Origin of the sequence: Arcicella aquatica (assembly GCF_034928825.1) — a bacterium.
Taxonomy (GTDB): domain Bacteria; phylum Bacteroidota; class Bacteroidia; order Cytophagales; family Spirosomataceae; genus Arcicella; species Arcicella aquatica.
The window spans coordinates 187,523-210,098 of sequence record NZ_JAYFUL010000006.1 but is presented as its reverse complement, the minus strand read 5'-3'; the positions used below and the strand labels follow the sequence as shown (position 1 = coordinate 210,098).

At 34.7% G+C, this 22,576-nt stretch carries 24 protein-coding genes and 1 pseudogene; 9 read left to right on the top strand and 16 right to left on the bottom strand.

Annotation, left to right across the window (positions count from 1 at the left end):
- Positions 1–141: 141 nt before the first annotated feature.
- On the bottom strand, positions 142–600 hold the full coding sequence (locus VB264_RS05990; RefSeq protein WP_309916470.1) for a deoxycytidylate deaminase: 459 nt from the start codon (positions 598–600) through the stop codon (positions 142–144).
- Between the two features lie 143 nt (positions 601–743).
- Positions 744–1,256 (bottom strand): FKBP-type peptidyl-prolyl cis-trans isomerase, encoded by a 513-nt coding sequence (locus VB264_RS05985; protein WP_323247622.1) that lies wholly within the window; start codon positions 1,254–1,256, stop codon positions 744–746.
- A gap of 108 nt (positions 1,257–1,364) precedes the next feature.
- Here VB264_RS05985 and VB264_RS05980 point away from each other — a divergent pair, with 108 nt between their 5' ends.
- The 3 genes from VB264_RS05980 to VB264_RS05970 all read left to right on the top strand — a co-directional run bounded on the left by VB264_RS05980 (position 1,365) and on the right by VB264_RS05970 (position 5,486).
- Complete coding sequence (locus tag VB264_RS05980; RefSeq protein WP_323247620.1) at positions 1,365–1,976, top strand: acyl carrier protein phosphodiesterase; 612 nt, start codon at positions 1,365–1,367, stop codon at positions 1,974–1,976.
- Positions 1,963–2,982, top strand: a complete 1,020-nt coding sequence (holA, locus tag VB264_RS05975; protein ID WP_323247618.1) for a DNA polymerase III subunit delta — start codon at positions 1,963–1,965, stop codon at positions 2,980–2,982. The genes VB264_RS05980 and holA overlap by 14 nt, the downstream gene beginning before the upstream one ends.
- 152 nt (positions 2,983–3,134) lie before the next feature.
- A complete protein-coding gene (locus tag VB264_RS05970; protein ID WP_407654645.1) occupies positions 3,135–5,486 on the top strand; it encodes a M1 family metallopeptidase in 2,352 nt (783 codons plus the stop codon).
- A gap of 238 nt (positions 5,487–5,724) precedes the next feature.
- Here VB264_RS05970 and VB264_RS05965 read toward each other — a convergent pair whose 3' ends face one another.
- Positions 5,725–6,084, bottom strand: a complete 360-nt coding sequence (locus VB264_RS05965; protein ID WP_323247617.1) for a DoxX family protein — start codon at positions 6,082–6,084, stop codon at positions 5,725–5,727.
- A 130-nt stretch (positions 6,085–6,214) separates the two neighbouring features.
- On the opposite strand from VB264_RS05965, the gene VB264_RS05960 reads away from it, so the two are divergent.
- A complete protein-coding gene (locus VB264_RS05960) occupies positions 6,215–6,595 on the top strand; it encodes a winged helix-turn-helix transcriptional regulator (protein WP_323247615.1) in 381 nt (126 codons plus the stop codon).
- 94 nt (positions 6,596–6,689) lie between these two features.
- On the opposite strand, the gene VB264_RS05955 is transcribed toward VB264_RS05960, so the two are convergent.
- Both VB264_RS05955 and VB264_RS05950 read right to left on the bottom strand, forming a co-directional pair.
- Positions 6,690–7,439 carry an SDR family oxidoreductase gene (locus tag VB264_RS05955; protein WP_323247614.1) on the bottom strand — a complete coding sequence of 250 codons (750 nt, stop codon included), beginning with the start codon at positions 7,437–7,439 and terminating at the stop codon, positions 6,690–6,692.
- Positions 7,440–7,517: 78 nt separating this feature from the next.
- On the bottom strand, positions 7,518–8,120 hold the full coding sequence (locus tag VB264_RS05950; protein WP_323247613.1) for a TetR/AcrR family transcriptional regulator: 603 nt from the start codon (positions 8,118–8,120) through the stop codon (positions 7,518–7,520).
- 260 nt (positions 8,121–8,380) lie between these two features.
- On the opposite strand from VB264_RS05950, the gene VB264_RS05945 reads away from it, so the two are divergent.
- Positions 8,381–8,680: a thioredoxin family protein gene (locus VB264_RS05945; protein WP_309916497.1), complete on the top strand. Its 300-nt coding sequence runs from the start codon at positions 8,381–8,383 to the stop codon at positions 8,678–8,680.
- Between the two features lie 187 nt (positions 8,681–8,867).
- On the opposite strand, the gene VB264_RS05940 is transcribed toward VB264_RS05945, so the two are convergent.
- On the bottom strand, positions 8,868–9,866 hold the full coding sequence (locus VB264_RS05940) for a phosphotransferase enzyme family protein (RefSeq protein WP_323247611.1): 999 nt from the start codon (positions 9,864–9,866) through the stop codon (positions 8,868–8,870).
- 172 nt (positions 9,867–10,038) lie between these two features.
- On the opposite strand from VB264_RS05940, the gene VB264_RS05935 reads away from it, so the two are divergent.
- The 4 genes and pseudogenes from VB264_RS05935 to VB264_RS05920 all read left to right on the top strand — a co-directional run bounded on the left by VB264_RS05935 (position 10,039) and on the right by VB264_RS05920 (position 12,752).
- Positions 10,039–10,473, top strand: a complete 435-nt coding sequence (locus tag VB264_RS05935) for a MarR family winged helix-turn-helix transcriptional regulator (RefSeq protein ID WP_323247609.1) — start codon at positions 10,039–10,041, stop codon at positions 10,471–10,473.
- 23 nt (positions 10,474–10,496) lie between these two features.
- The gene (locus VB264_RS05930; RefSeq protein WP_309916507.1) at positions 10,497–10,922 is read left to right on the top strand and encodes an organic hydroperoxide resistance protein; all 426 of its coding nucleotides are present in this window, start codon (positions 10,497–10,499) and stop codon (positions 10,920–10,922) included.
- 141 nt (positions 10,923–11,063) lie between these two features.
- Positions 11,064–11,391 (top strand): annotated as a pseudogene (locus VB264_RS05925) (DMT family transporter).
- Positions 11,392–11,504: 113 nt separating this feature from the next.
- Positions 11,505–12,752, top strand: a complete 1,248-nt coding sequence (locus tag VB264_RS05920; protein WP_323247606.1) for a Na+/H+ antiporter — start codon at positions 11,505–11,507, stop codon at positions 12,750–12,752.
- Between the two features lies 1 nt (position 12,753).
- On the opposite strand, the gene VB264_RS05915 is transcribed toward VB264_RS05920, so the two are convergent.
- From VB264_RS05915 to VB264_RS05870, 10 genes are all read right to left on the bottom strand, one after another.
- A complete protein-coding gene (locus VB264_RS05915; RefSeq protein WP_323247604.1) occupies positions 12,754–13,818 on the bottom strand; it encodes a serine hydrolase domain-containing protein in 1,065 nt (354 codons plus the stop codon).
- 18 nt (positions 13,819–13,836) lie between these two features.
- Positions 13,837–14,886: an alpha/beta hydrolase gene (locus VB264_RS05910; protein WP_323247602.1), complete on the bottom strand. Its 1,050-nt coding sequence runs from the start codon at positions 14,884–14,886 to the stop codon at positions 13,837–13,839.
- Positions 14,887–14,932: 46 nt separating this feature from the next.
- A complete protein-coding gene (locus VB264_RS05905; protein WP_323247601.1) occupies positions 14,933–15,325 on the bottom strand; it encodes a hypothetical protein in 393 nt (130 codons plus the stop codon).
- 162 nt (positions 15,326–15,487) lie between these two features.
- Positions 15,488–16,267, bottom strand: a complete 780-nt coding sequence (locus tag VB264_RS05900) for a LytR/AlgR family response regulator transcription factor (RefSeq protein ID WP_323247599.1) — start codon at positions 16,265–16,267, stop codon at positions 15,488–15,490.
- Complete coding sequence (locus VB264_RS05895; protein ID WP_323247598.1) at positions 16,264–17,286, bottom strand: sensor histidine kinase; 1,023 nt, start codon at positions 17,284–17,286, stop codon at positions 16,264–16,266. Before VB264_RS05895 ends, VB264_RS05900 begins: the two co-directional genes overlap by 4 nt.
- 253 nt (positions 17,287–17,539) lie before the next feature.
- Positions 17,540–18,133, bottom strand: a complete 594-nt coding sequence (locus VB264_RS05890; protein ID WP_323247596.1) for a short chain dehydrogenase — start codon at positions 18,131–18,133, stop codon at positions 17,540–17,542.
- 14 nt (positions 18,134–18,147) lie between these two features.
- Entirely contained in the window at positions 18,148–19,056 is a 909-nt protein-coding gene (locus tag VB264_RS05885; RefSeq protein WP_323247594.1) for an NAD(P)/FAD-dependent oxidoreductase, read from the bottom strand.
- An 86-nt stretch (positions 19,057–19,142) separates the two neighbouring features.
- Positions 19,143–20,003, bottom strand: a complete 861-nt coding sequence (locus tag VB264_RS05880; protein WP_323247592.1) for a helix-turn-helix domain-containing protein — start codon at positions 20,001–20,003, stop codon at positions 19,143–19,145.
- Between the two features lie 116 nt (positions 20,004–20,119).
- Positions 20,120–21,262 carry an acyltransferase gene (locus VB264_RS05875; RefSeq protein ID WP_323247590.1) on the bottom strand — a complete coding sequence of 381 codons (1,143 nt, stop codon included), beginning with the start codon at positions 21,260–21,262 and terminating at the stop codon, positions 20,120–20,122.
- A 122-nt stretch (positions 21,263–21,384) separates the two neighbouring features.
- Complete coding sequence (locus VB264_RS05870; protein WP_323247588.1) at positions 21,385–22,284, bottom strand: LytR/AlgR family response regulator transcription factor; 900 nt, start codon at positions 22,282–22,284, stop codon at positions 21,385–21,387.
- Positions 22,285–22,576: the final 292 nt, after the last annotated feature.

Below are 22,576 nucleotides of genomic sequence, written 5' to 3'. Positions count from 1 at the left end.
AAGATTTTATTCTTTGAGTTATTAAGTCCTTCAATCTTTTATAGTCTTTTAAATCCTCCAGTCTTTAAGTCCTCCAGTCTTTTCTAATCCTTAAGTCCTCCAGTCTTTTCTAATCCTTAAGTCCTTTAGTCTTAAAGTCCTCTAGTCTTTTCTATACCTCACCACTTCAACACCAAATTTCTTTAAAAACTCCACTCCTTCATCTTTAGGGATTCCTTTATATTCGGCATAAGAGTTAAGGTAAATTACTCTAGCGACCTTCATGGTAAAAATTATTCTTGCACAGGCAATGCACGGAGACAAGGTTACATAAATTGTTGAACCTTCAATGCTTGAGCCATTTTTTACTGCATACAAAATAGCATTTTGTTCCGCATGCAAGGCTAATGAACAACTTCCTTTTGAATCTCGCTCACAACCGTCTATCGGAAATTCTATATCACAGTTATGTGTTCCCGCAGGCGGGCCATTATATCCTATTGAAATAATACGAGTATCTTTAGTGAGCACTGCTCCTACTTGTGCTTTCACACAATGAGAACGTTTGGCTAAGTTAACCGCCAAATCCATAAAAATATCATCAAAAGCAGGTTTCTGCATACGTTTTAAAAGTTTATGAGTGGTAAGGTATTAAGTTTATGAGTTGAAAGTAAATGAGTCTAAAGTACAAAATTTCATAAAAGCGAAATTCACCAGTATGAACGCTAATACTTTAAACTCATTTACTTTCAACTCATAAACTCTTAATGATGTACTCCGCCGTCACCATGTACATGCCCATGGTCTAGTTCCGACTGAGTAGCTTCTCTTACTGCAACGATTGTTCCTTTGAAAAACATTTCTTTATCAACCAAAGGGTGATTAAAATCCATTCTTACTAAAGTATCTTCAACAGCAATAATTTTTCCATTTAAACGATTACCAGCATCATCAGTCATTGGTAAGAAATTACCAACTTCTAACATTTCTTCTACATATTCGCCATCAACTTTGAAAATCTCTTTTGGTAACTCTACAACGGCCGAAGGGTCGTATTCACCATACCCTTCCTCAGCAGGAATTGAAAACTCAAAGCTATCACCCGCAGTAAGTCCCTGAATTTTTTCTTCAAAAGCTTCTGGTAAACCGCTTAAACCTTGAATAAAAACCATTGGGTCTTCTTGCTCTACAGTCTCTATTAAATCTTTTACGCCATCAGCATCTGTAACTGTTAGCTCGTATGTTAAGGTAACAACCTTTTCATTTGAAATTTGCATTGTACTAATTTTTTTGATAGTGTTTTCGTTGAGGAACCCGTATTTGCCACAAACGTAAGGGTTTTTCCTTAACTTTATGGTCTCAGAACAATAAAAAAAACATAAAAGTTGAATTTTTTAGCACATACTTTTCTATCTGGCGATGATGATGATATAAAAATCGGGAATCTCATGGGCGATTTTATCAAAGGAAACCTTGATAATGAGCAGAATTCTTTCATCAATGAAGCGATTAAAAATGGGATTATTTTGCATAGAGCAATAGATTCGTTTACTGATGCACACCCTATTGTTAGAAAAAGTATTCAGAGGCTTCAGCCTAAATATCATAAATGTGCTGGTATCGTGGTAGATGTATTTTACGACCACCTTTTAGCGAAAACATTTCAACATTATTCGCCTTTATCCTTACTTGAGTATAGTAAAGCATTTTATGCGTTAATTACCGCTCGAAAAAGAGATATGCCTGCCAAGATGGATAGGATGATTAATTCGATGGTAACGACAGACTGGTTCAGTGGATATGCTACTTATCAGGGAATTGAATGGTCGTTGAAAGGGATTTCAAAAAGGCTACATTTTGAATCGGGCATTGAAAATGCAACTGAAGATTTAAAAAGAGATTATGATTTATATTTGGAAGAATTTCAAGTTTTCTTCCCCGAACTCATCGTATATTGTCAAAATATTTTAGCAAAACAACAGAATGCCAAAATCTAGTACTGAAGTATTAAAGGAATTAAAGAAAAAGACTTACGCACCGCTGTATTTACTGCATGGTGATGAGCCCTATTATATAGATAAAGTGGCTGATTATTTAGAAGAACATGCTTTAGGAAATGGTGATAAAAGTTTTAACCAATTTGTATTATTTGGAAAAGACTTGAATGTACCTTCCTTATTATCGTATGCCAAGCGTTTTCCGATGATGTCTGACAGACAGTTGATTCTGGTGAAGGAAGCACAGGGTATTCAAGGATTAGAGCAAAAAGAAATGCAAGTAGCCTTGGAAGCCTATGCTCAAAAACCACTTGACTCTACTATCCTTATTTTGATGTTTAAAGATTCAGTAGATGAAAGGAAAGCATGGATAAAGGCCTTTGATAAAAATGGTGTGGTGATGCCTTCTAAAAAGCTGTATGATAATAAAATTCCAGACTGGATATTAGAGTATTGCCATGAACAGGGATTGAAAATCAGCAGGAAAGCGATTGAGATGTTAATTGAAAACGTTGGCAATGATTTAAAACGTTTGGCATCCGAAATCAACAAAATTGTATTGAACCTTCGTGTAGATGAAGAAATCAATGCGCATGTCGTTGAGAAATTTGTGGGCATTAGCAAAGAATATAACTATTTTGAATTTCAAAAAGCGTTAATTACTCGTGATGTATTAAAAGCCAATCAAATTGTCAACTTTTTTGCTGCCAATCCTAAAGACAATCCGCTTGCTCCTATTGTCATGATGCTTTTTAATTTCTTTTCAAAAGTATTGCTTACCCACGTTACACCTGATAAGTCTGAAAAAGGTTTAGCAAGCGTATTAGGCGTAAATCCATTTTTCACAAAAGATTACTCTTTGGCGATTAGAAATTATAATCTGTCAAAGGTTGTCTATATTATTAGTGAGATTAAGAAATTGGATTTAAAATCAAAAGGAATTGACAGTGGCTCAATGACCGACGGAGAAGCGTTGCGAGAAATAACGTTTAAGATTTTACATTAAAATTGAGAATACAAGTATTCTCAATCAGCTCAAAAGTAAGCTATTTTGTCAAGTTAAAGACGTATTAGCCTATCAAACGTCTAAAAAAATAAGATTCAATTTTCTTTTTCATTAAATTCGTTCAAATTATTCATTCACTCAAACTATCAATCATGACTAAAAGATTCCTATCTCCCTGTTTGATGCTGATTGCTTGTAGCATACAAGCTTTGGCACAGCAAGCAGGTCAGTACAATGGCAATAATCGTTTCGAGCAACTCGGGAATATACTGCCAACTCCCAATTCATACAGAGCGGCATCTGGTGCTCCAGGAAAAAGTTATTGGCAAAACCGTGCTGATTATGACATCAAAGCCGAATTGAATGACCAGAATCAATCAATGACCGCCTCTGAAGTAATTACTTACAAAAACTTTTCTCCAGACGAGCTAGGTTATTTGTGGGTTCAATTAGACCAAAACAACTTCAAAAAAGGTGGTATTGCCCAACTTTCGCAAACATCAACCTTAACCGACAAGGGTACTTCTTTTGCAAGATTAAATAGTGTTGCTGGAGTAGCTCCAAAGGAATATGGTTATAAAATTACCGCGGTAAAAGACAAAGCGGGTAATGCTTTAAAATATACCATCAATGAAACGATGATGAGAATCGACTTGCCAGTACCGTTGAAGTCCGGTGCTGCTTTTTCTTTCTCAATTGATTGGAATTTCAACATTACAGATGCCATCGCTACTCGTGCAAGAAGTGGTTATGAATATTTTCCAAAAGATGGAAATTATTTATACGAATTGGCTCAGTGGTTTCCAAGAATGTGCGTTTATGATGATATAAACGGTTGGCAACATAAGCAATTCTTAGGACAAGGCGAATTTACTGTTCCTTTTGGAGATTATAAGGTAAGTATCACCGCTCCTAACGATTTCGTTATTTTGGGAACAGGTGAATTACAAAATGCTGCACAAGTAATTAGTGCTACTCAAGCCAAAAGATTAGAACAAGCAAAAACTGCTACTCGTCCTGTTTTGATTGTCACACAAGATGAGGCTGTTGCTGCCGAAAAAGCTAAACCAACAGGAAATAAAACGTGGGTCTTCGCAGCACAAAATGTGAGAGATTTTGCTTTTGCAGGTTCAAGAAAATTCATTTGGGATGCTATGCAGGTAAACATTGAAGGAAAGAAAGTTTGGGCAATGTCGGCTTACCCTAAAGAAGCTAATCCACTCTGGGGACAGTATTCAACAATGTTGGTTGCTCATACGCTTCGTTCTTATTCAAAAAGAACAATCGCTTATACTTATCCAGTAGCGCAGTCAGTACATGGCCCAGTAGGCGGTATGGAATATCCGATGATTTCTTTCAACGGTGCCAGACCAGAAGCTGACGGGACTTATTCACAAGGAACAAAAGATTTCTTGATTGGCGTAGTAATTCATGAAGTAGGTCACAACTTCTTCCCGATGATTGTAAATTCAGATGAAAGACAATGGTCTTGGATGGATGAAGGGTTGAATACTTTCTGTGAACAATTGGCTGAAAAAGAATGGGATAGAAATTTTGATGCTTCGGGCGAGCCTCAGGACATTGTAGGTTATATGCGTACCGACAAAAGTCAGCAAGTGCCAATTATGTCGAGTTCGGATAATATCATGGGCTTTGGACCAAACGCTTATACAAAGCCCGCAACGGCATTAAACATCTTGCGTGAGACCGTAATGGGCAGAGAGTTATTTGATGCTGCTTTCAAAGAATATGCACGTCGTTGGGCATTTAAACACCCTACTCCTCAAGATTTCTTCCGCACGATGGAAGATGCTTCGGGTGTGGACTTAGATTGGTTCTGGAAAGGTTGGTTCTATGGTGTTGAGCCAGTAGATTTATCGCTTGAGAATGTAGAATGGTTTGGGATAGATAATGTTTCGCCAGAAAAGAAAGCAGAAAAAGCTAAAGCTGACGACCAAGCTAAACGCCAGACAATGAGCAATATCCGTAACAAAACAGATATTCCTAAAACAGTTGTAGAAGAAAATCCAGACATGAGAGATTTCTACAATAGTTATGACAAATACACGACTACTGAAGCTGAGAAAAAGAGATTTGAACAAGCTACAGCAGGCTTGAGCGATGAAGAGAAAGGTTTGGTACAGGGTAATAAAAACTTTTATGTATTAAATGTTAAAAACGTTGGAGGTTTGCCAATGCCAGTAATCGTAAAAGCAAATTATGAAGATGGTACTAGCGAAGTATTTAGATACCCAGCCGAAATTTGGCGTTTGAATGATAAGGAAATTAAAAAAGTGATTCCTACTGATAAAAAAGTAACAAAATGGACACTAGATCCTTTCTTTGAAATTGCTGATATTGATACAAAAAGCAATGTTTTTCCAAGAGAACCAGAAGAACCAACTCGTTTTCAAGTATTTAAACAAAGCCGTCAAGCTCAGTCAAATCCTATGCAATTGCAAAAACAAGCACAAAGTGGAGCTATTCAAGGGGCTAAAAACTAATAAAATATAGCTTTCAAATGCTTCATAAAAAAATCCCGAGTTGTTAACAACTCGGGATTTTTTTATGAAGTAATCGTGATTAAGCATTTAATGCTACTAAAAAATTACTTGTAGCGGTAACCCTTGCGGTTACCGTTTATTGAACCGGTGCTTTGTTAAACGAAACGGTAACCGCAAGGGTTACCGCTACAGAGAGTTAAATAAAATACTCAATTTACTGTTATTACTTAAATATCAATTAAGCTACTTTCTCGCTCTTTGTATTAAAAAAATACGAAACACCTAATATGACTAATAGTACTAATGCAGGAATAAAAGGCGTGTTGGTAGCAATATGCGACCAAATAGCACCGATAAAAGTGAATGTAAAACCAGCATAAGCCCATTCTCTTAGCTTCGGAAACCAAGGATTCAGCAAACTGATAGCGCCCAACAATTTGGCAGTTCCTAACATTGGGATAAAGTATGCTGGATATCCCAACAATTTAAAATTTGCAAGCAGTTCAGGGTTTTTACTCAAATACATAAAACTGCTCATAAGCATGGCCGCTGAAATTAAACCTGTGCTTATCCAATAAATTATTTTTTCTTTTTTCATCTATTTAACATTTTGTTTTGACAAAATTCAAATAATTTTTTGCGTTATTTACTATTAGTTCCCTAAAGGAAAGTAGTTTCTTTGAAGAAACTAACATTCATTATGAAATCATAAGCCATAACTTTGTATCATGAAACTGAAGAGCCAAGAAGAAATAAAAGAAGCTATTGAAAAAAGCTGTGCTCAAGACCATACGCAAGGTATTTTAGCTGCCCGAGATGTAATGGAATTGCTAGCAGGTAAATGGAAAATTCAAATCATTGCTACGCTTAGTTTTGACGGCAAAAAAAGATTTATGGATTTATTAAGGCATGTGGATGGTATTGGGTCTAAAATGCTATCCAAAGAACTTCAAAATCTGGAAAGTCATCAGTTAATTACCCGAACAGTTTGTAACACAAAACCCATAACAGTGATGTATGAAATAACTGAATATGGACAAAGCCTTAATGGCTTAATTATCGAAATGATAAATTGGGGAATTGAGCATCGTAAAAAAATAATGTCTTAATAGCAGGCAGGGTATTAAGTTTAATATTTCTAGTGAGGTACTTAAGTCCCTCACTAGAAATATCTGATAATCCACTTATTATCAAAATATTATTCTAAGCGTTTTGCGAATTCAATGCTTCTAAGGCTTTTTCAGGTGATGATAGATACAATTGGTAAAAATCTGCTGTGAAGCCTACATGAATTTCGTATTCATCATTTTTCAAACCTTCAAACAATCTTTCTGCTACTACATTAGGTTTGATACCGTTACTTCCACCAATCTCAGTTGAAAAATCAGTGTCAACCAAAGGAGGCATCAATTCAAATACTTTAACATTAGTAGATTTAGCCAGCGTGTAACGTAAGATTTTGCTATATGAATGCAAAGCTGCTTTAGAAACAGAATAACTTGGGATAGAGAACGCAGGTGCAAAAGCTACGATAGAAGATACATTGACGATGGCTGAATCTCCATTTTGAGTTAAAAGTGGCAATAACTTTTCATTTAATCTGACAATCGATAAATAATTGGTATTTATTTCTTCCTGTGATTTTTCAAAAACATTGACATTGGTATCAATCAGATTATATACATGTGCGAATCCAACATTGTTAATGACAATATTCAGGCTAGGGAAATCTTTTTTCAGTATTGCTACCAATTGCTCAGTATCTTCTGCACTCGTAACATCAGACACAAAAGAAGTAACATTTTCTAATTGCGCTGCTGCTTTGTTCAAACGCTCAGCGTTTCTTCCTGTAATTATCACTTTATTTCCATGCTGAGAAAATAATTTAGCCATTTCAAAGCCAATACCAGCACTACCGCCAGTAATTAAAATTGTGTTGTTTTGAGTTTTCATTATTGTATTTGATTATTTGTTATTTTTTAAAATTATCATATACCAATCGGTATATTTATTATCAAAAAAAATACCTTACTACAAGGTTATTTTTTGAATGATTTCTTTAATTGTCTCCAGTGATTGATTTAATAGCAATGGATTTTTAGTGGTTTTTGTTAAAAAAACGCCCCCTTGTATTAAAGCGATGATGGATGTAGCAGTTTTACTGATTTCAGTATTAGCGCTAAACTCTTGGGCTTCGATACCAGCCGTAATAATATTTTCTAATGATTGCTTCCAACGTGTTACACCTTCAGCTACTTTGATTCTGAAAAGTTCATTTGCATCGTCAGCTTCTACACCCGTATTTAACAAAGGACACCCCCCATCTTCTAGAAAACAAGCCATCTCTGCACTACTATAGATAGCAGGGAATGCCATCAGTTTATCATAATTAGTGTTAGATGCTTCTAATTGCTGAGTAATCAATTGATTCCTTTTAGATAGGTTATATTCAAAGGCTGCTAAAGCTACTTCTTCTTTGTTTTCGAAATTACCATAAATACTCCCTTTGGTCAGCTTTGTTGCTTCTGTTAAATCAGACATTGAAGTTCCCGCATACCCTTTTTTATTAAAAATACCTGCGGTAGTTTCAATAATAAAAGCCCTAGTTTTTTCTGATCTTGGAATAAAAGCCATTTCTATATACTGTTTGGTATTTCATTTTAGAAAAAATATTCGATTGTTAAATCGACGACACAAATATACCAATCGGTATATTGAAAACAAAACTTTATTGAAATAATTTATAAATTATTTTTCTTGAACTAGTTCAATGACAACAATGCTAAGAATAGACTAATTTTGTAAAACAGTTTCTCTTGATAAATTAAACAGATAATGAACTCTATCTATAGATAAAGCTGTTTATTAATTTCAGTATAAAATATTAAAATAAAATGACAGGTACATTCGAAGAACTAATAGCCTCCTCAACGCCAGTTATTATTGACTTTTCGGCAGAATGGTGTGTTCCATGTAAAAAAATAACACCCATTTTAAGTCAGTTAGTTGATGAACTAGATGAGGAAGTTTCAATTATAAAAATTGACATTGATAAAAATCCAGTTTTAAGGAAGAAGTATAATATAACAGCAGTGCCTACGCTGATTGCCTTTAAAAATGGCAAACAAAAGTGGCGTCACACTGGGATGATTACTTTGGCGAAAGCTAAACAGGCTGTTAGAAGTATTTGGTAAATCAGTATTACCTTTCATTAGGGTGTGACTTAAGTACTAACGATTACTCACAATTATATAAATAATTGATAATCAGTTTATTTATCACTAACGAGGGACCTAATTCCCTCGTTAGTGATAAGGATGGAAACATCACAGATGTAGTCGCACCCCAATAAAATAAAGATTTGTACAATCATAATTTTATTTAAAATTTACAAAAAGTATCAACCCATTTTTTGATAAGCCCTACCCTTTCCTTGATGAATTTATGGGTAAAAAAGAAATTCGACCAGTCTTCAAAGTGTTCGAAATGATATTGAAAAAAATACATCCAGAACATATAGCCTAAATACGGAATCATCGCTATTTCCTCCTCTGATAATGCTCTGTTTTCTCGGTAGCCTTTAATAAAAGTCTTGAAATCAGCATCTGCTTGTTCCTGAGTGATGGCTTTATAATGTACATGTAAGAAAAAGTGCACAAAAAATGTCATAACGTCATTTACTAAAAAACCTTTTGCGAAAAAATCAAAATCAAAGAAAGTGATATTGTCATGTTCATCAAAATGAAAGTTTTTAGGTAAATAATCGTAATGACAATATCCATAACCGAAATCTTTGGTATCAAACTGATTCAGTTTATCAATTACTTTAAGGCTTGTCTCTCTCAGGTATTCATATTCCTCTGGTAAATCTTTAAAAGCGGGCTTAATCACTTCTAAAGGAGTAAGTAACGTAGAGTTAATATCTAAAGTCTCTCGTTCATAACTTAAGGCTACTTTCGAGCTAATATTATGGTTCACTGCCATTTCTCTCCCAACAGTCAATAATTGCTCAGTACTTAAATCAAAAACAGGTTTTCCGGGTGCAAAGTAGAATAAAACGCCATACCTTATTCCCTCCGCTACATTAAATGCTTGAATATCTTTCCCTTTCTGATCGGGGATTGGATAGGCCACTTTTGCCCCATTGTTTTTTAAATGATAAAGCAGTTCTACTTCTGCTTTAATTTCATCCAGACTCCTATGCGTATTTCGATAAATCTTGAAGATATACTTCTTGGTATCATCTTCTAACAGATAGGTATCGCTGACATTCCTAATCAATAAGCGACAAAACATATTAAAGCCATATTTTTCATTAAGGAATGCATTCAAGGCTTTTGTTGAAACTGCTGAGTACTGGGTGGGGAAAATAGCGTTCATTGTAAGTTTTTTTTGAAGGGGTGCAAAGGTAAGTAAAACATTATATTTTATGTATAAAAACATCAAATACCTCCTCAAAATTAAAAACTTTTCATTTGTTTTTAAAATAATCACCAAATTGCTTGCTATTTAATTGTGTACAATTTAATTTTACACAATAAATAATACAGCGATGGATATTTTAAAGCTCGAAAATCAAGTATGCTTTCCAGTGTATGCGCTATCAAGGCATATTACCTCTCTTTATCGTCCACATCTTGAAAAAATGGGATTGACTTACCCACAGTACTTAGTGATGCTAGTTTTGTGGGAACACCATCAAGTAACGGTAAAAGAATTAGGGAAAAAACTATGGCTAGATAGTGGCACACTAACCCCTTTGCTTAAACGATTGATTGAAAATGGCTTAGTCACTAAAAACCGCTCTGGGGTAGATGAAAGATTAGTTGACATTACCATCACTGAAAAAGGAAAGGACCTTAAAGAACAAGCATTATTGCTACCCTATACATTAATAAAAGAGTTGGAGACGGATGAAGAACAATTTTTAATGTTGAAAGCCCAAATCGATAAGCTATTAGAAGTAAAAGAATTAAAAAATATTTAATATAAATCAACAAAACGATAACAATGGAAAAATTGTATACAGCCGTAGCTACTGCTACTGGCGGAAGAAATGGCAACGTAAAAAGTTCTGACGGAATTTTGGATTTAGAAGTTCGTATGCCTAAAGCATTAGGAGGTGCCAATGATAACTATACTAACCCTGAACAACTTTTTGCGGCTGGATACTCAGCATGTTTCGATAGTGCCCTTAAATTGGTTATTAAGATGTCTAAAGCCGTTACCGGTGAAACATCTGTTAAAGCAGCAGTAAGTATTGGTAAAATTGAAAATGGAGGTTTTGGCTTATCAGTAGAGCTTTTTGTCAATGTACCAGGTGTGGAACAAGCACAGGCTGAGGAATTGGTTAAACAAGCTCATCAGGTATGTCCATATTCGAATGCTACGAGAGGAAATATCGAAGTGACATTAACTGTAACGACAGAAGGGTAATTGCCCCCTTCAATCACATCTAAATACAGCCTGCTAAATATCAATTTGGCAGGCTGTATTGTTTTTAAAAGAATATAAACAATCATCTACTAATTGACCAAAGGTATCTTATTATTTATGAATTTTGTAGAAAAAAAAATCATGAACTGGATTATTTTAATTATTGCGGGGTTGTTTGAAGTAGCATTTGCTTTTTGCTTAGGAAAAGCTAAATTGGTAACAGGTAATGAAGCTTATTGGTGGTATGCTGGATTTTTAGTAGCGTTAACCTCTAGTATGTTATTATTAATCAAAGCAACACAAACGCTACCCATCGGAACGGCCTATGCTGTATGGACAGGCATTGGTGCAGTAGGTACTTGTATTAATAGGAATATTAGTTTTCAAAGAACCAATCAATTTTTGGAGGGTTTTCTTTATTATCACGCTTATTGGTTCAATAGTTGGTTTAAAATCAATATCTCATTAAATTATCATCAAATTGGTAATGATTCGCAATATTAAAGTCCTATAATCATTACCTTTTATAAATCCTCTTTATACAAAGTGGGTTTATCCTTACTTCAATAAGCAAACCTAACCATGGAGAATTATAGCATCGTTATTTTTATATTAGCCCTCATGATTGTCTTTACTGCCATCGCAGAGAAGATAAAATTGCCAAACCCTATCGTACTTATTACTGTGGGCATGGCCATAGGATTCATTCCTTCTATTCCTAATATAGAGATTAACCCTGAAATTATTATGCTAATATTTCTTCCTCCACTCCTATACGATGCTGCTTTCAACATTTCTTTCAAAGAATTCAAAACGCATGCACAAACAATCAGTGCTTTAGCCATAGGATTGGTATTTCTTACTACTTTGGGCATTGCTGTTATCGGACGTTACTGCATTCCAGGGATGAGCTGGTCGGTAGCTTTTGTTTTAGGTGCTATCCTTTCGGCTACTGATGCAGTAGCTGCTATAGGCATTACAAAGGGATTGGGACTTTCACACAAAACGACGACTATCTTAGAAGGCGAAAGCTTAGTGAATGATGCATCAGCCTTAGTAGCTTATCGTTTTGCGGTAGCATCGGTTACAGGTGTTGCTTTTGTCTGGTGGAAAGCTACCTTAGAATTTATCATATTGTTATTAGGCGGCCTAGCCATAGGCTTAGTGATGGGTGTAATCTTAGCTTATACACTCCGTTGGTTTCGACAAAATCACTTAGCCATTATCAGTCTTATGGTATTAATGCCTTTTGTTACTTATCTTTTAGCGGAGGAAATTCATGTTTCTGGTGTAATTGCAGTCGTAATTTTAGGTTTAAGCATGGCGAGACTGAGCAGAGCAAAATTCCCTAAAGAATTAAAACAACAATCATTAAATTTTTGGGAGATAAATATCTTCTTATTGAACGGGCTAATATTTATCCTAATAGGCATACAGTTTCCTATTGTTTTAACGAGTATCGATAAAACCCAGATTCTCCCTAATATTGGTTATGCTTTTTTGATTACAGTAGTAGCCTTATTAATCAGGATGGCTCGCGTATTTTTACAGAAAATTAATTTACAACGAGGTTTCAGAGACAAACGTGGCAAAGTAACTTTTGATGCACTACTAGATTTGAATAATAGTATCATTATCAGTTGGTCTGGCATGCGTGGCATCGTATCCCTTGCAATTGCCTTAGCATTACCCGTAACCCTTGAAAATGGTCAACCTTTTCCGATGCGGAATACCATTATTTTCATTTCCGTCGCAATGGTTTTATTCACCATTCTTGGTCAGGGGCTTACTTTGCCGTGGATTGTAAAACGGTTAAATAGGAAGGAGTAGTTTATTTAAGCTCCTCCTCCACTACTTTTTTCAGTGTTGCATATTTCTTTTGTCTGCCGTCTGGTTTAAGGTAAAAAGCCATTAAAAATGCACAATATTTTTTATCGTTATTCACCCACGGAAAACTTCCAAATAGCCCTGGGCTACTAACAATGTTATTTCCCATCAGCCATTCACCATAACCATAACTTAATGTTCCCGCTTCTGCTGGTGAATAAGCAACTTTAACATCGGCAGTAACTCTGTTTACTTGCATTTCAGCAATACTATTCTCAGAAAGGATTCTTTTGCCATTAAATGTCCCTTTGTTCAATATCATGATTAAGAAATTCATGTAATCATTAGGCGTGCTACTTGCCCCACCAGCAGGTAAAGCTACCTTACCTATACCAAAATCTGTATTCTTCATCTCCAAAGGTTTGGCAATTCTTTCTGCAAACAAAGTTTCAAAACTCTTACCACTAATTTTTTCAATGACCGCCCCTGCTATTTGTAAACCAGTATTACTGTAACGAAAAACCTTACCATGAGTACCTTCCATAGGATATTGTGCTATTTGAGCTATCGCTTCATCCATGCTATTAATCTGTCTCATTTCTCTTAGATTCTCTCTCAAATCGGGGGATTGAATAGCTGTCATGTGTGATAGGCATTCGCTAATGGTAATATTACCCTTCCCATTTCTTGAAAGAACAGGCAAGAATCTACCTACAGTATCCGTCAGTTTTAATTTACCTTCATCTACAAACGTCATCACTAATGCGGCACTTAACCATTTACTACAACTAGCAATTTGTAGTTTAGACGTTTCAGTAAAATCATCAAAATCTACTGTTTTACCTTGTCTTCTAGCAATAAACGTCACTAACATCCGCTGTTTATTATTCATTTGGTTTACAGAATGGCTATAAACAGTCTTTCCATCTTTGTAAACAACTAACATCAGTCGCCCACCCATGCTTGCCACATTATCATCAAGCCATTTATCTACCTTTTCAAAAGACTGTTGTGCATAGCTGTTTACAAACACTATTAATAACGACAGTATTAATCCTATTTTTTTCATTATTCCAAAATTATTTACTCAATCACAATTTAAAACTCTAGGGTTATCAAGGCTTCTACACTGAAACTCATATTTACTTTGAGCATATTTGGGTGTCGGATTATCAGATACCTCCAATGGTGTCATCATTTCTGCCTTATAGCTAGGCATTGTTATCTGTTCTATAGAACCATTGCCTAATGCTACATTTTTACCTGACAGACTATTATTAAAACTATAATCAATCATGGCATCTAATATGCGATATACTCCATAATAATCATAGGCGTCATAAGCAGAACGGCTATTTGGGAGGTTATGTCCTGTTGAGTAGTAATAACCTGCTACAGTCGAAGATTTGAGATAATAAAAGTCTTTTTCTGCATTAGTAATATTATTGTTCTTAAAAATATCAATCGCCATTCTATGATCATTAAAGATGTCTTCATCATATACCTGCGTTATCATTTTCGTATTCGTTGGAAAACTTTTCAACTGTTCTGAGGTAATTTGAAAGCTGTACCACGGTGCCATTGTAAAGAGGAATCGTCCGTTTTCACCCCATCCTTTTTCTACAAAAGCCTTATATCCCAATCCAATAGATGCTCCTCCACCAAATGAATGTCCCATAAAACCGACCTTTTTAGTATCAATAATATTTGGATAATCTGTTACTGCTTTTAAAAAGCCCAACCATAAAGTATTGTAACGATAATCGATTCCCACACCAGATGCAGTGGAATAAGGTACAAATACAACAACATATCCCTTTTTGGCGATAAACTCAAATAAACCTCTGTTGTATTCTTTGTTTTCACCTCCATAAGGATGTGAATAAAATATTGTTGGTCTAGGTGAAGTAATACCCTCAGGATAAAATATTGTTACTTTTGTTCCTGCATATTGCGGATTAGGAAAGTCTATTTCAGCTACTTTATTCGTACCATCTGCTCCATAGCCTGAAACTGGTCTAGAAATAGGTCCTTGAAGGTTATCAACAACAGGTTCTACCATATCTGTACCATCATGTTGTGAACAAGCAACTGCCAGAATCAATAAGATACTTATTTTAAATAAAATATTTCCCATTTTTTTAGAGCTTTTTAATTTTATTGCAAAAATTGTTTTATCAAGCTTATCGCTGTTTTATCCTATCTTTAATTTTATGCTTCATTTCAGCTTCAAAAGTCTGATATTGCTTAAACTGCTCGGTAGTGAATACTTTTTTTAGTTCTTCATCTTTTTCTTTCTGTAGTTTTTTTATTTGCTTGAATTTTGAAAACTTACCCGCATTACTTTTTAAGATTGGCTCATTTTTAAGTGCGTATTTCTGATTTATAGCTTGTACTTTAATACTCTGTACTGAATCAAGACCAAGCTTGCTTTTCATCAAGTCTGTAAGAAGCTCTGCTCTTTCTTCGGGACTCGTATTTTTTATAACAGACGTATTTTGTGCTGTAGTCAGCTGGCTAAAGAATAACAGGGTTAATACGATAACTAGCCCTGAAGTAATTTTCCTAATTTTCATGAAATTTCTATTTTTTGATATTATTTATTATCACAATAATGCTACATAACATAGGTTTTATAAAGACCTTATGCACTAACCATTACGTTACAAATTTGATAAAGAAAAATAAAGGATGGGCTAAAAATAAGGTAAGACTGGAAAATTAGCAGGTGAAATGTTTTATCGATTCATCCAACTTTTGAACGCTGGTACACGTGCTTTGCTAATTAGCACCCGATCTAGTGGTGCTGGATTTATTTTAACAGAAAAGCGTCCATTAAAATAAAAATCTATTTCTTTGATAGCTGTACGATTAATAATAAACTGTCTATTTGCTCTAAAGAATAATGCAGGGTCTACTTGCTCTTCTAGTTGCTCCAACGTAAAATCCATAATATATTGCTGACCGTCGGCAGTATGTCCATAAACAATCTCATTTGCCGTATAAAACCAAGCAATCTTGGTCGTCTCTAAAGGAACTAATTTATCCCGATAGTTTACCAAGAATGACCTTTTGTAAGACTTAATACCCACCTTAAATTCCTCTAGCAATTTTGTAAACTTGATGGTTTCAGACTCCTCACTATACGCTCTAACAAGGTTATTATATTTATCTAATGCACGCTTTATTTCTTGTTCATCAAACGGTTTCAGAATGTAATCTATCCCATTATTTTTAAATGCCTCAATAGCATAATCATGATAAGCTGTCACAAATACAACGGGCTTATTAATGGTTACTTTTTTAAAAATATCGAACGATAACCCATCTGCAAGCCTAATATCCATCAAAACAAGGTCATAATTAGTTTGATTTAACGTAAACCAAGCTATTGATTCATTTACCCCTTTAAGCATATCCACGATATTAATATTAATATCTATGCTTAGCAATATATGTGCTAAGTTACGGGCTGTAACAGGTTCATCTTCTATGATAACTATACGTAACGGATTCATAGTATTAACGGTAATTTAACTAAAAATGTGTCTTTTGTTTTTTTTATGTCAATCTCTTTAAGCTTAAGCAAACGAAAGCGTTCGTTAAGATTAACCAGACCAATCCCAGTACTATTCTCAGGCGAGATTATTTCTTGTAAATTATTACTAACTACTAGCCATTCGTCCTCCACATAAATTGTTATAACCAAAGGTCTTTCTATACTGACAGCATTATGCTTGATGGCATTTTCTAATAAAGGCTGAAGGGATAAGTGTGGCAAAGTAAAATTAAGATAATGTTCATCAATCGTAATCACAAAGTGAAATGCTTTCTCATAACGCATTTTTAAAAGCTCTTCATAAGATTTAAGTATCCTTAGTTCTTCTGCTAGTGAAACCAACATCGTACCTGACTTTTCTAAGGCGTTCCTAAATACTTTAGAAAGATGTATGATATAAAACTGCGCTAGTTTAGGGTCTTCTCGTACAATTCCAGACAAGCTACTCAGGGAATTAAATAGCAAATGAGGATTCAATTGTTCTTTTAATAATTGTAATTGTGCTTCCAGATAAAAACGCTTTAATTGCTCATTTTCTTTCTCTTTAAGTTTACTTTCTCGTAGTAATAGTAGTATTCTAATAATAATACCTATTAGCACAGCACTAAACAATAAACGTACAAAATAACCTCTGACCACCACTCCTGGTAAATGATTTTCGAAAAATAGATTAGCTTGGATAAAACTTCCAATGATTATAAAGAGTAGAATAACAATTATGTTAGCCAAGAAATAAAGGCTGTATCTTTTCTTTAGCAAGTACAAGGCTAAACTTTTATCTTTTGAAAGGTTTATATAAAATAATATTAAACAAAATAATAGATTATACAAAAATTGAAAGCTGTACTCGACCAAATCAAATTGCCAGTAACGTGCTATAATACCGTTCTCTCTCAAAGCCAATAGTCTTGGTGAATTTACAACCAATACTATCAATAAGGAACTATATATACAAATACGTCTTTCATGCTTATCCATATTCTAAATTAAGAAATATTTCATTAGCTGAATAGACAAGATGGTATAAAGCTGATAATTTAGACAGTGAAGTATACGAAGGAAGGGGGTGAATTTTAATATCAAACTATTCATTTTCAAAGGATAATAGACTAGTATTCCAAATCCAGAATATTAGTCTATTAATAGGATATTTATCTTAATAAGCCACTACAAATTGCGTATGAGATGACTTAAACTCAATTTTATACAAAACAATACTTAGCAAAAATCATTAAGGCTTTATAATCTGCCCAGTATTAGCTCCAAACACACTTTTGCGAAAGCCATATTCAAGTTGTTTCATCGTTACGGGAATCTCTCCGGGGAAAAATGGAAAATATTGAGGTGAAGCTTCAATAACTGTAGGGCTGACCGCATTTATCCTAACGCCATTTTCTAATTCAATGGCGGCGGCTCTCACAAAAGCTTCAACTGCACCATTGGCGGCTGATGCATTGGCAAAATTCAATTGTGGTTCATGCGTTAAAGCCCCTGAGATTAAAGTGAATGAACCTTTGGGCTTTATAAAGTGCTGTCCGATTAGTACCAAATTGATTTGCCCCATCAATTTTCCTTCTAATCCTTTACGGAACTCCTTATCAGTCATCTTTTTCCAAGGTCCTACATACGTTGGTCCAGCTGTTGAAATCAAGGCATCGAAAGAGCCAACTTGTTTAAACATATTTTCGATTGATTCCGTAGAAGTTATGTCTGTGATAATATCTCCACCGTGCGCACCCACTTTTATTATTTCATGTTCCTTCTCTAATACACTTACCAAGTGTTTTCCCATGGTGCCTGTAGCACCTACTATAATAATTTTCATCTGCTTTAAATTCTCTAAAAATTTTCAAAAATAATTTCTCTATTAACCATTCCTCCTGTAGTAGTTCCCATTGCGACAGCATTCGCTACTGTGCGCATTCGAGTTACATTATCACCACACGCAAAAACACCTTCAATCGTGGTTTTATGAAAAGTATCTATTTTAATATATCCCTCCTCTGTTAAATCACATCCCAACATGGTGGGAATCTGACAGTGTTGTTCAAAGGCAGTGCGCGTATAGAGAGCTTTAATAGCAGTTTTGGTTCCGTCTTTGAGGTGGAGGTTTTGCAGGTATCCATTAGAATGTTCTAATTTTTCAATAGGTGTTTCTACAATTTCAATGTGGTGTTTTCCCAATTTCTCCCTTTGTTCGTTTGTTAGCGTAGAGACTCCGTTAGTAAATAATGTTAAGTCCTTTGTCCAATTTGAAATAAGGGCAGAAAACTCAAAGCCATATTCACCATTTCCTAAAATCCCTGTTTTTTCGCCTTTCACCTCATATCCATGACAGTACGGACAGTGAATCACTGATATTCCCCAACATGCTGATAAACCATCAATAGCAGGCATTATATCCTTGATACCCGTGGCAAAAATCAATTTGCCAGCATGAAATATTTCTCCTGAGGCTACTTGAATATCAAAACCATTCTTGGTTTTGACTCCTTGTGTTGCCAAACCATTAAAGAATGTAACAGTGTCATAGCGTTCTACCTGTTTTTTAGCTAGTACACTAATTTCTTGAGGTGTTTTACCATCTTGCGTTAGAAAATTATGTGAGTGTGGCGTTTGTCTGTTGCAAGGTAATCCGCTATCAATTATCAATACCTGCTTTAATGCTCTGCCCAAAGCCATACCTGCTGCTAGCCCAGCATAACTTCCTCCAACAATTATTACGTCAAAATTTTTATTATCTATCATTGCCTTAAAGAATCTAATTTTGTTCTTTGCAAAGGTAGTTTCAATCCAGATGGAGAAGATAGGACAAAAATGTAGTTCTATGGGATTTATTTAAAGTTGTGTCTAAAAGCATCAGGAGTATATCCAGTATGCTTTTTGAAGAATCTGATAAAGTATGAAACATCTTCATAGCCTAAATAATAAGCTATTTGAGTGATTTGATTAGAAGTGGCAAGAAGATATCTTTTAGATTCCAATATAATGTATTCATTTATCACTTCTGAACACGTCTTCCCTAAAGATGTCTTAGTGATAGCATTCAACTGGAAAGTAGAGAGATTTAGTAAAGCCGCATATTCAGACACCTGTTTGTGGCTGAAAACATGCGTCTCTAAATGGCTTAAAAACGCTTCAAGTTGTGCTTCTATATAAAGGTTCGCTTTCTCTTGTATTGGATTACTACCATGTTTTCGAATAAGCTCAATAAAGAAAATATCCATATTGGCTTTAATTACTTCCAGATACTTTTCTTGTTTGTCGGTATATTCTTGAAAGATATTAGATAATATGGCACTTAACTTCTGAAATTTATTCGAATCAAATTGATAGTGATTAATATTACTCGTCTTGCGTAATAGTTGGCTTACTGATTTGTCATGTGGAGAATAAAAATCCTTTCTAAATTGTATTAAATAACCCGTACTTCCTGCTTCCAAAACTAGTTGGTGTACCTGTCCTGGTCGCATAAGGGAAACAGAATAATCAGAAACGTTGTAAGATGTGAAGTCAATATTATGATTACCAGTGCCTTCTTTTACAATCAATAGATAAAAAAAATCATGTCTATGAAGTTCTTGCACCATATCGGTCTCAGCAAGTAAACTATCAATATCCCGAATGGTAAACGCTTCAGATAAATCTGGTTCTTTTTTACTTACTTTGATATGTCTTATGGGTATTTTTTCCATCCGCCGTAGAAGATATTTTATTAGACGAGACCTTAAAGGTAAGTAAAATCAATTGATTGATATGTTAATAGTTTAGAAAACCACCTTGATTCATATTATAAATGCTAGCCTACGCCTTAAATCACTTTTTTAACACCAGGAATCAATAAAATAAGAGACCCTAATGCAAAACTACCTAATACGGCTATGGGTGCTATAATCAAACATTTTATGGATGGGTCAATAGTCCAATTTCTTACGGCTAATGATAAACCGATAATAACGAGCGGATGAAAAATATATACCGCAAAACTGCTCCGTGATAATTTACTCAGTAATACTGACGTTGTATTCCAACGCTTTTTTCCATAAATGAGTAATACTGTCAGTATAGAAATACCAATCAATTGTTCCCATACTGCATATAATAATGACTGCCAGTGAAATCCCCCAGAGTACCAAGCAATAGGCATATCCAGCTTTACTCGTATCAGATAAAACATAGGAAAAAATAATAAGCACCATCTTATGGATAAAGCAAGTTGCTTGCTAGTTTTTTCTGAAAGTTGGTCAAACCAATTGTTCTTAGCCGCCAATAATCCAATGATAAAAAATACAATATACTGCGGGAAATGCCCTAATTGAAAACCTAGTGGTTTAAGAACCCAGCCAACTGGAAAAATGATTCTGACTATGAAACTAATAATGCCTACTACCGTTGCTAGCAAGAGTATCGTATATGCAGTCGGTGTTGGTAAAGGTCTGCTAATATTAATGTTAAAAAGGCTTTTTATAAAGACATACCCTAAGGAGAACAACAGTAATGCCACTACAAACCACATTACTCCAAAATCTATCCAGTTATCGTAACCTTGAAGATATTGCCAATAAGTAATGTGTTGTTCTTTTCCAAAATAATAAACCAAATAGCAGAGGAAGGGAGAAAAAACAAATGAGTAAAACAACAAAGGAATGCCTAGTCTAAACAGACGGTCAGCTATAAACCTAGCAGCACCTTTTCGGGCATAGGATGTACCAGTAAAATAGGCCGCAAGCATGAAGAAAAAGCCCATGAAATAAGATTGATTTATACTCACAAACATCGTTAGGGGTATGAGAGCACCCAAATGAGTAGTTTTTTCAATATAATACCACCCGCCCGGAGCACCATACGTAACGCAAGTATGATGGAGCACCACTAATATGGTTAATAGTAGTTTTATATTGTCTATGTATAATAGTTTGTTTGATGGCTTAGCAGTTGAAATTTGAGAAGACATGATTGATTGGTTTATAATTGTTTCGTATCCGACTATCGGCTACTTGCAACAAACCTACAATACTAAAACCAGTTCTCAGTGCAATCTGTTATCAGTAACTAGCTTTGTGATGAACAACAAGTTTAAGCTACATTTTGCTGCCTGAGTTGTTCATAACAGTGATTAAAACTATCTAGCTGTTTCCTAGACACAGGAATCTTTTCGCTGGTTTCATGAAAGGATAATAAATACCCTTGAGAGTTTCCCGAAACTTTTTCGACCTTGAACATATTTACTAAATAAGCTCTGTGGCACCTGAAAAAATGTGGATAGCCTGAAAGTTGAGTTTCAAATTGTGTCAGAGAAATTCTTTTTAATTCTATCACTATTTGATTATCAATTGCGCTGGTTAATTCAATATAATTTCCATCAGCTTTTACGAATAATAAATCATCTATATTTAAGCTAAAGTCATCTTGTTTAACTTGTGTATTGATAAAAAGGGTAGCCTCAATCTCTTTTTTGGGAGGGTCAACGCAAAGTGGGATAAACTGAAGTACGAATGGCGAGCCTTTCTTTGATTGAAGATAGAAGCTAACTAATCTCAGAAAAAAATAAAAGAATATTCCTGCAATAAAGCAGTTTCTAATTTCTTCCCAAAGGTAATTGAAAGACCAGTTATCAGGGTTGTTGTAGATTAAATCTCGTATTAAAAAACTGGTAATACCTGTCAAAATTAGGACAACACCTATCTGTGAATATTCCTCTAGCAAAGTCCAGTGTTGTTTTCTTTGTGTAAAAAAATTGAGTATAGAAAAATAAATGAAAACGATTAAGGCAGGGCATAATGCATGAAGACTACAGATAAAAAAATAGTTTATTTTATATTCAGGGGCATACATGCCAAAGGGCTTGAACAATAAAAGAAACACAAGGAGGCTAACAAAGATAATTGCCGAACTTTTGAATAGGTTTTCAGCCTTGAACCTAGCTGGATATTCAATCTCCTTTAGTAAATGTTCCCGATTTACATACAATTCCATGGATAACAAGTATTTTTATTAAGCGAAGCTGTTTAAACTTTCCCTTTCGGGTTAAACTAAGTCTTTTAGAATAGCTTGTTCCAAAATTTACTCAACATAGCGATGCTATGCTTCCCAAATTTTGAAAAAAGCAATCCAAAAATACAATACTTTCACCTAAGAAACGGAAAGCTTAAACAGCTTCAGCATTAAAATTACAAAAAACTCGTTCCTAAAAGTATATTTTAAGGGAATATGTCTAAGAAATTTATACTGCGCTAAAAATCAAGTTATTAAAAAATGTTACTGAAAA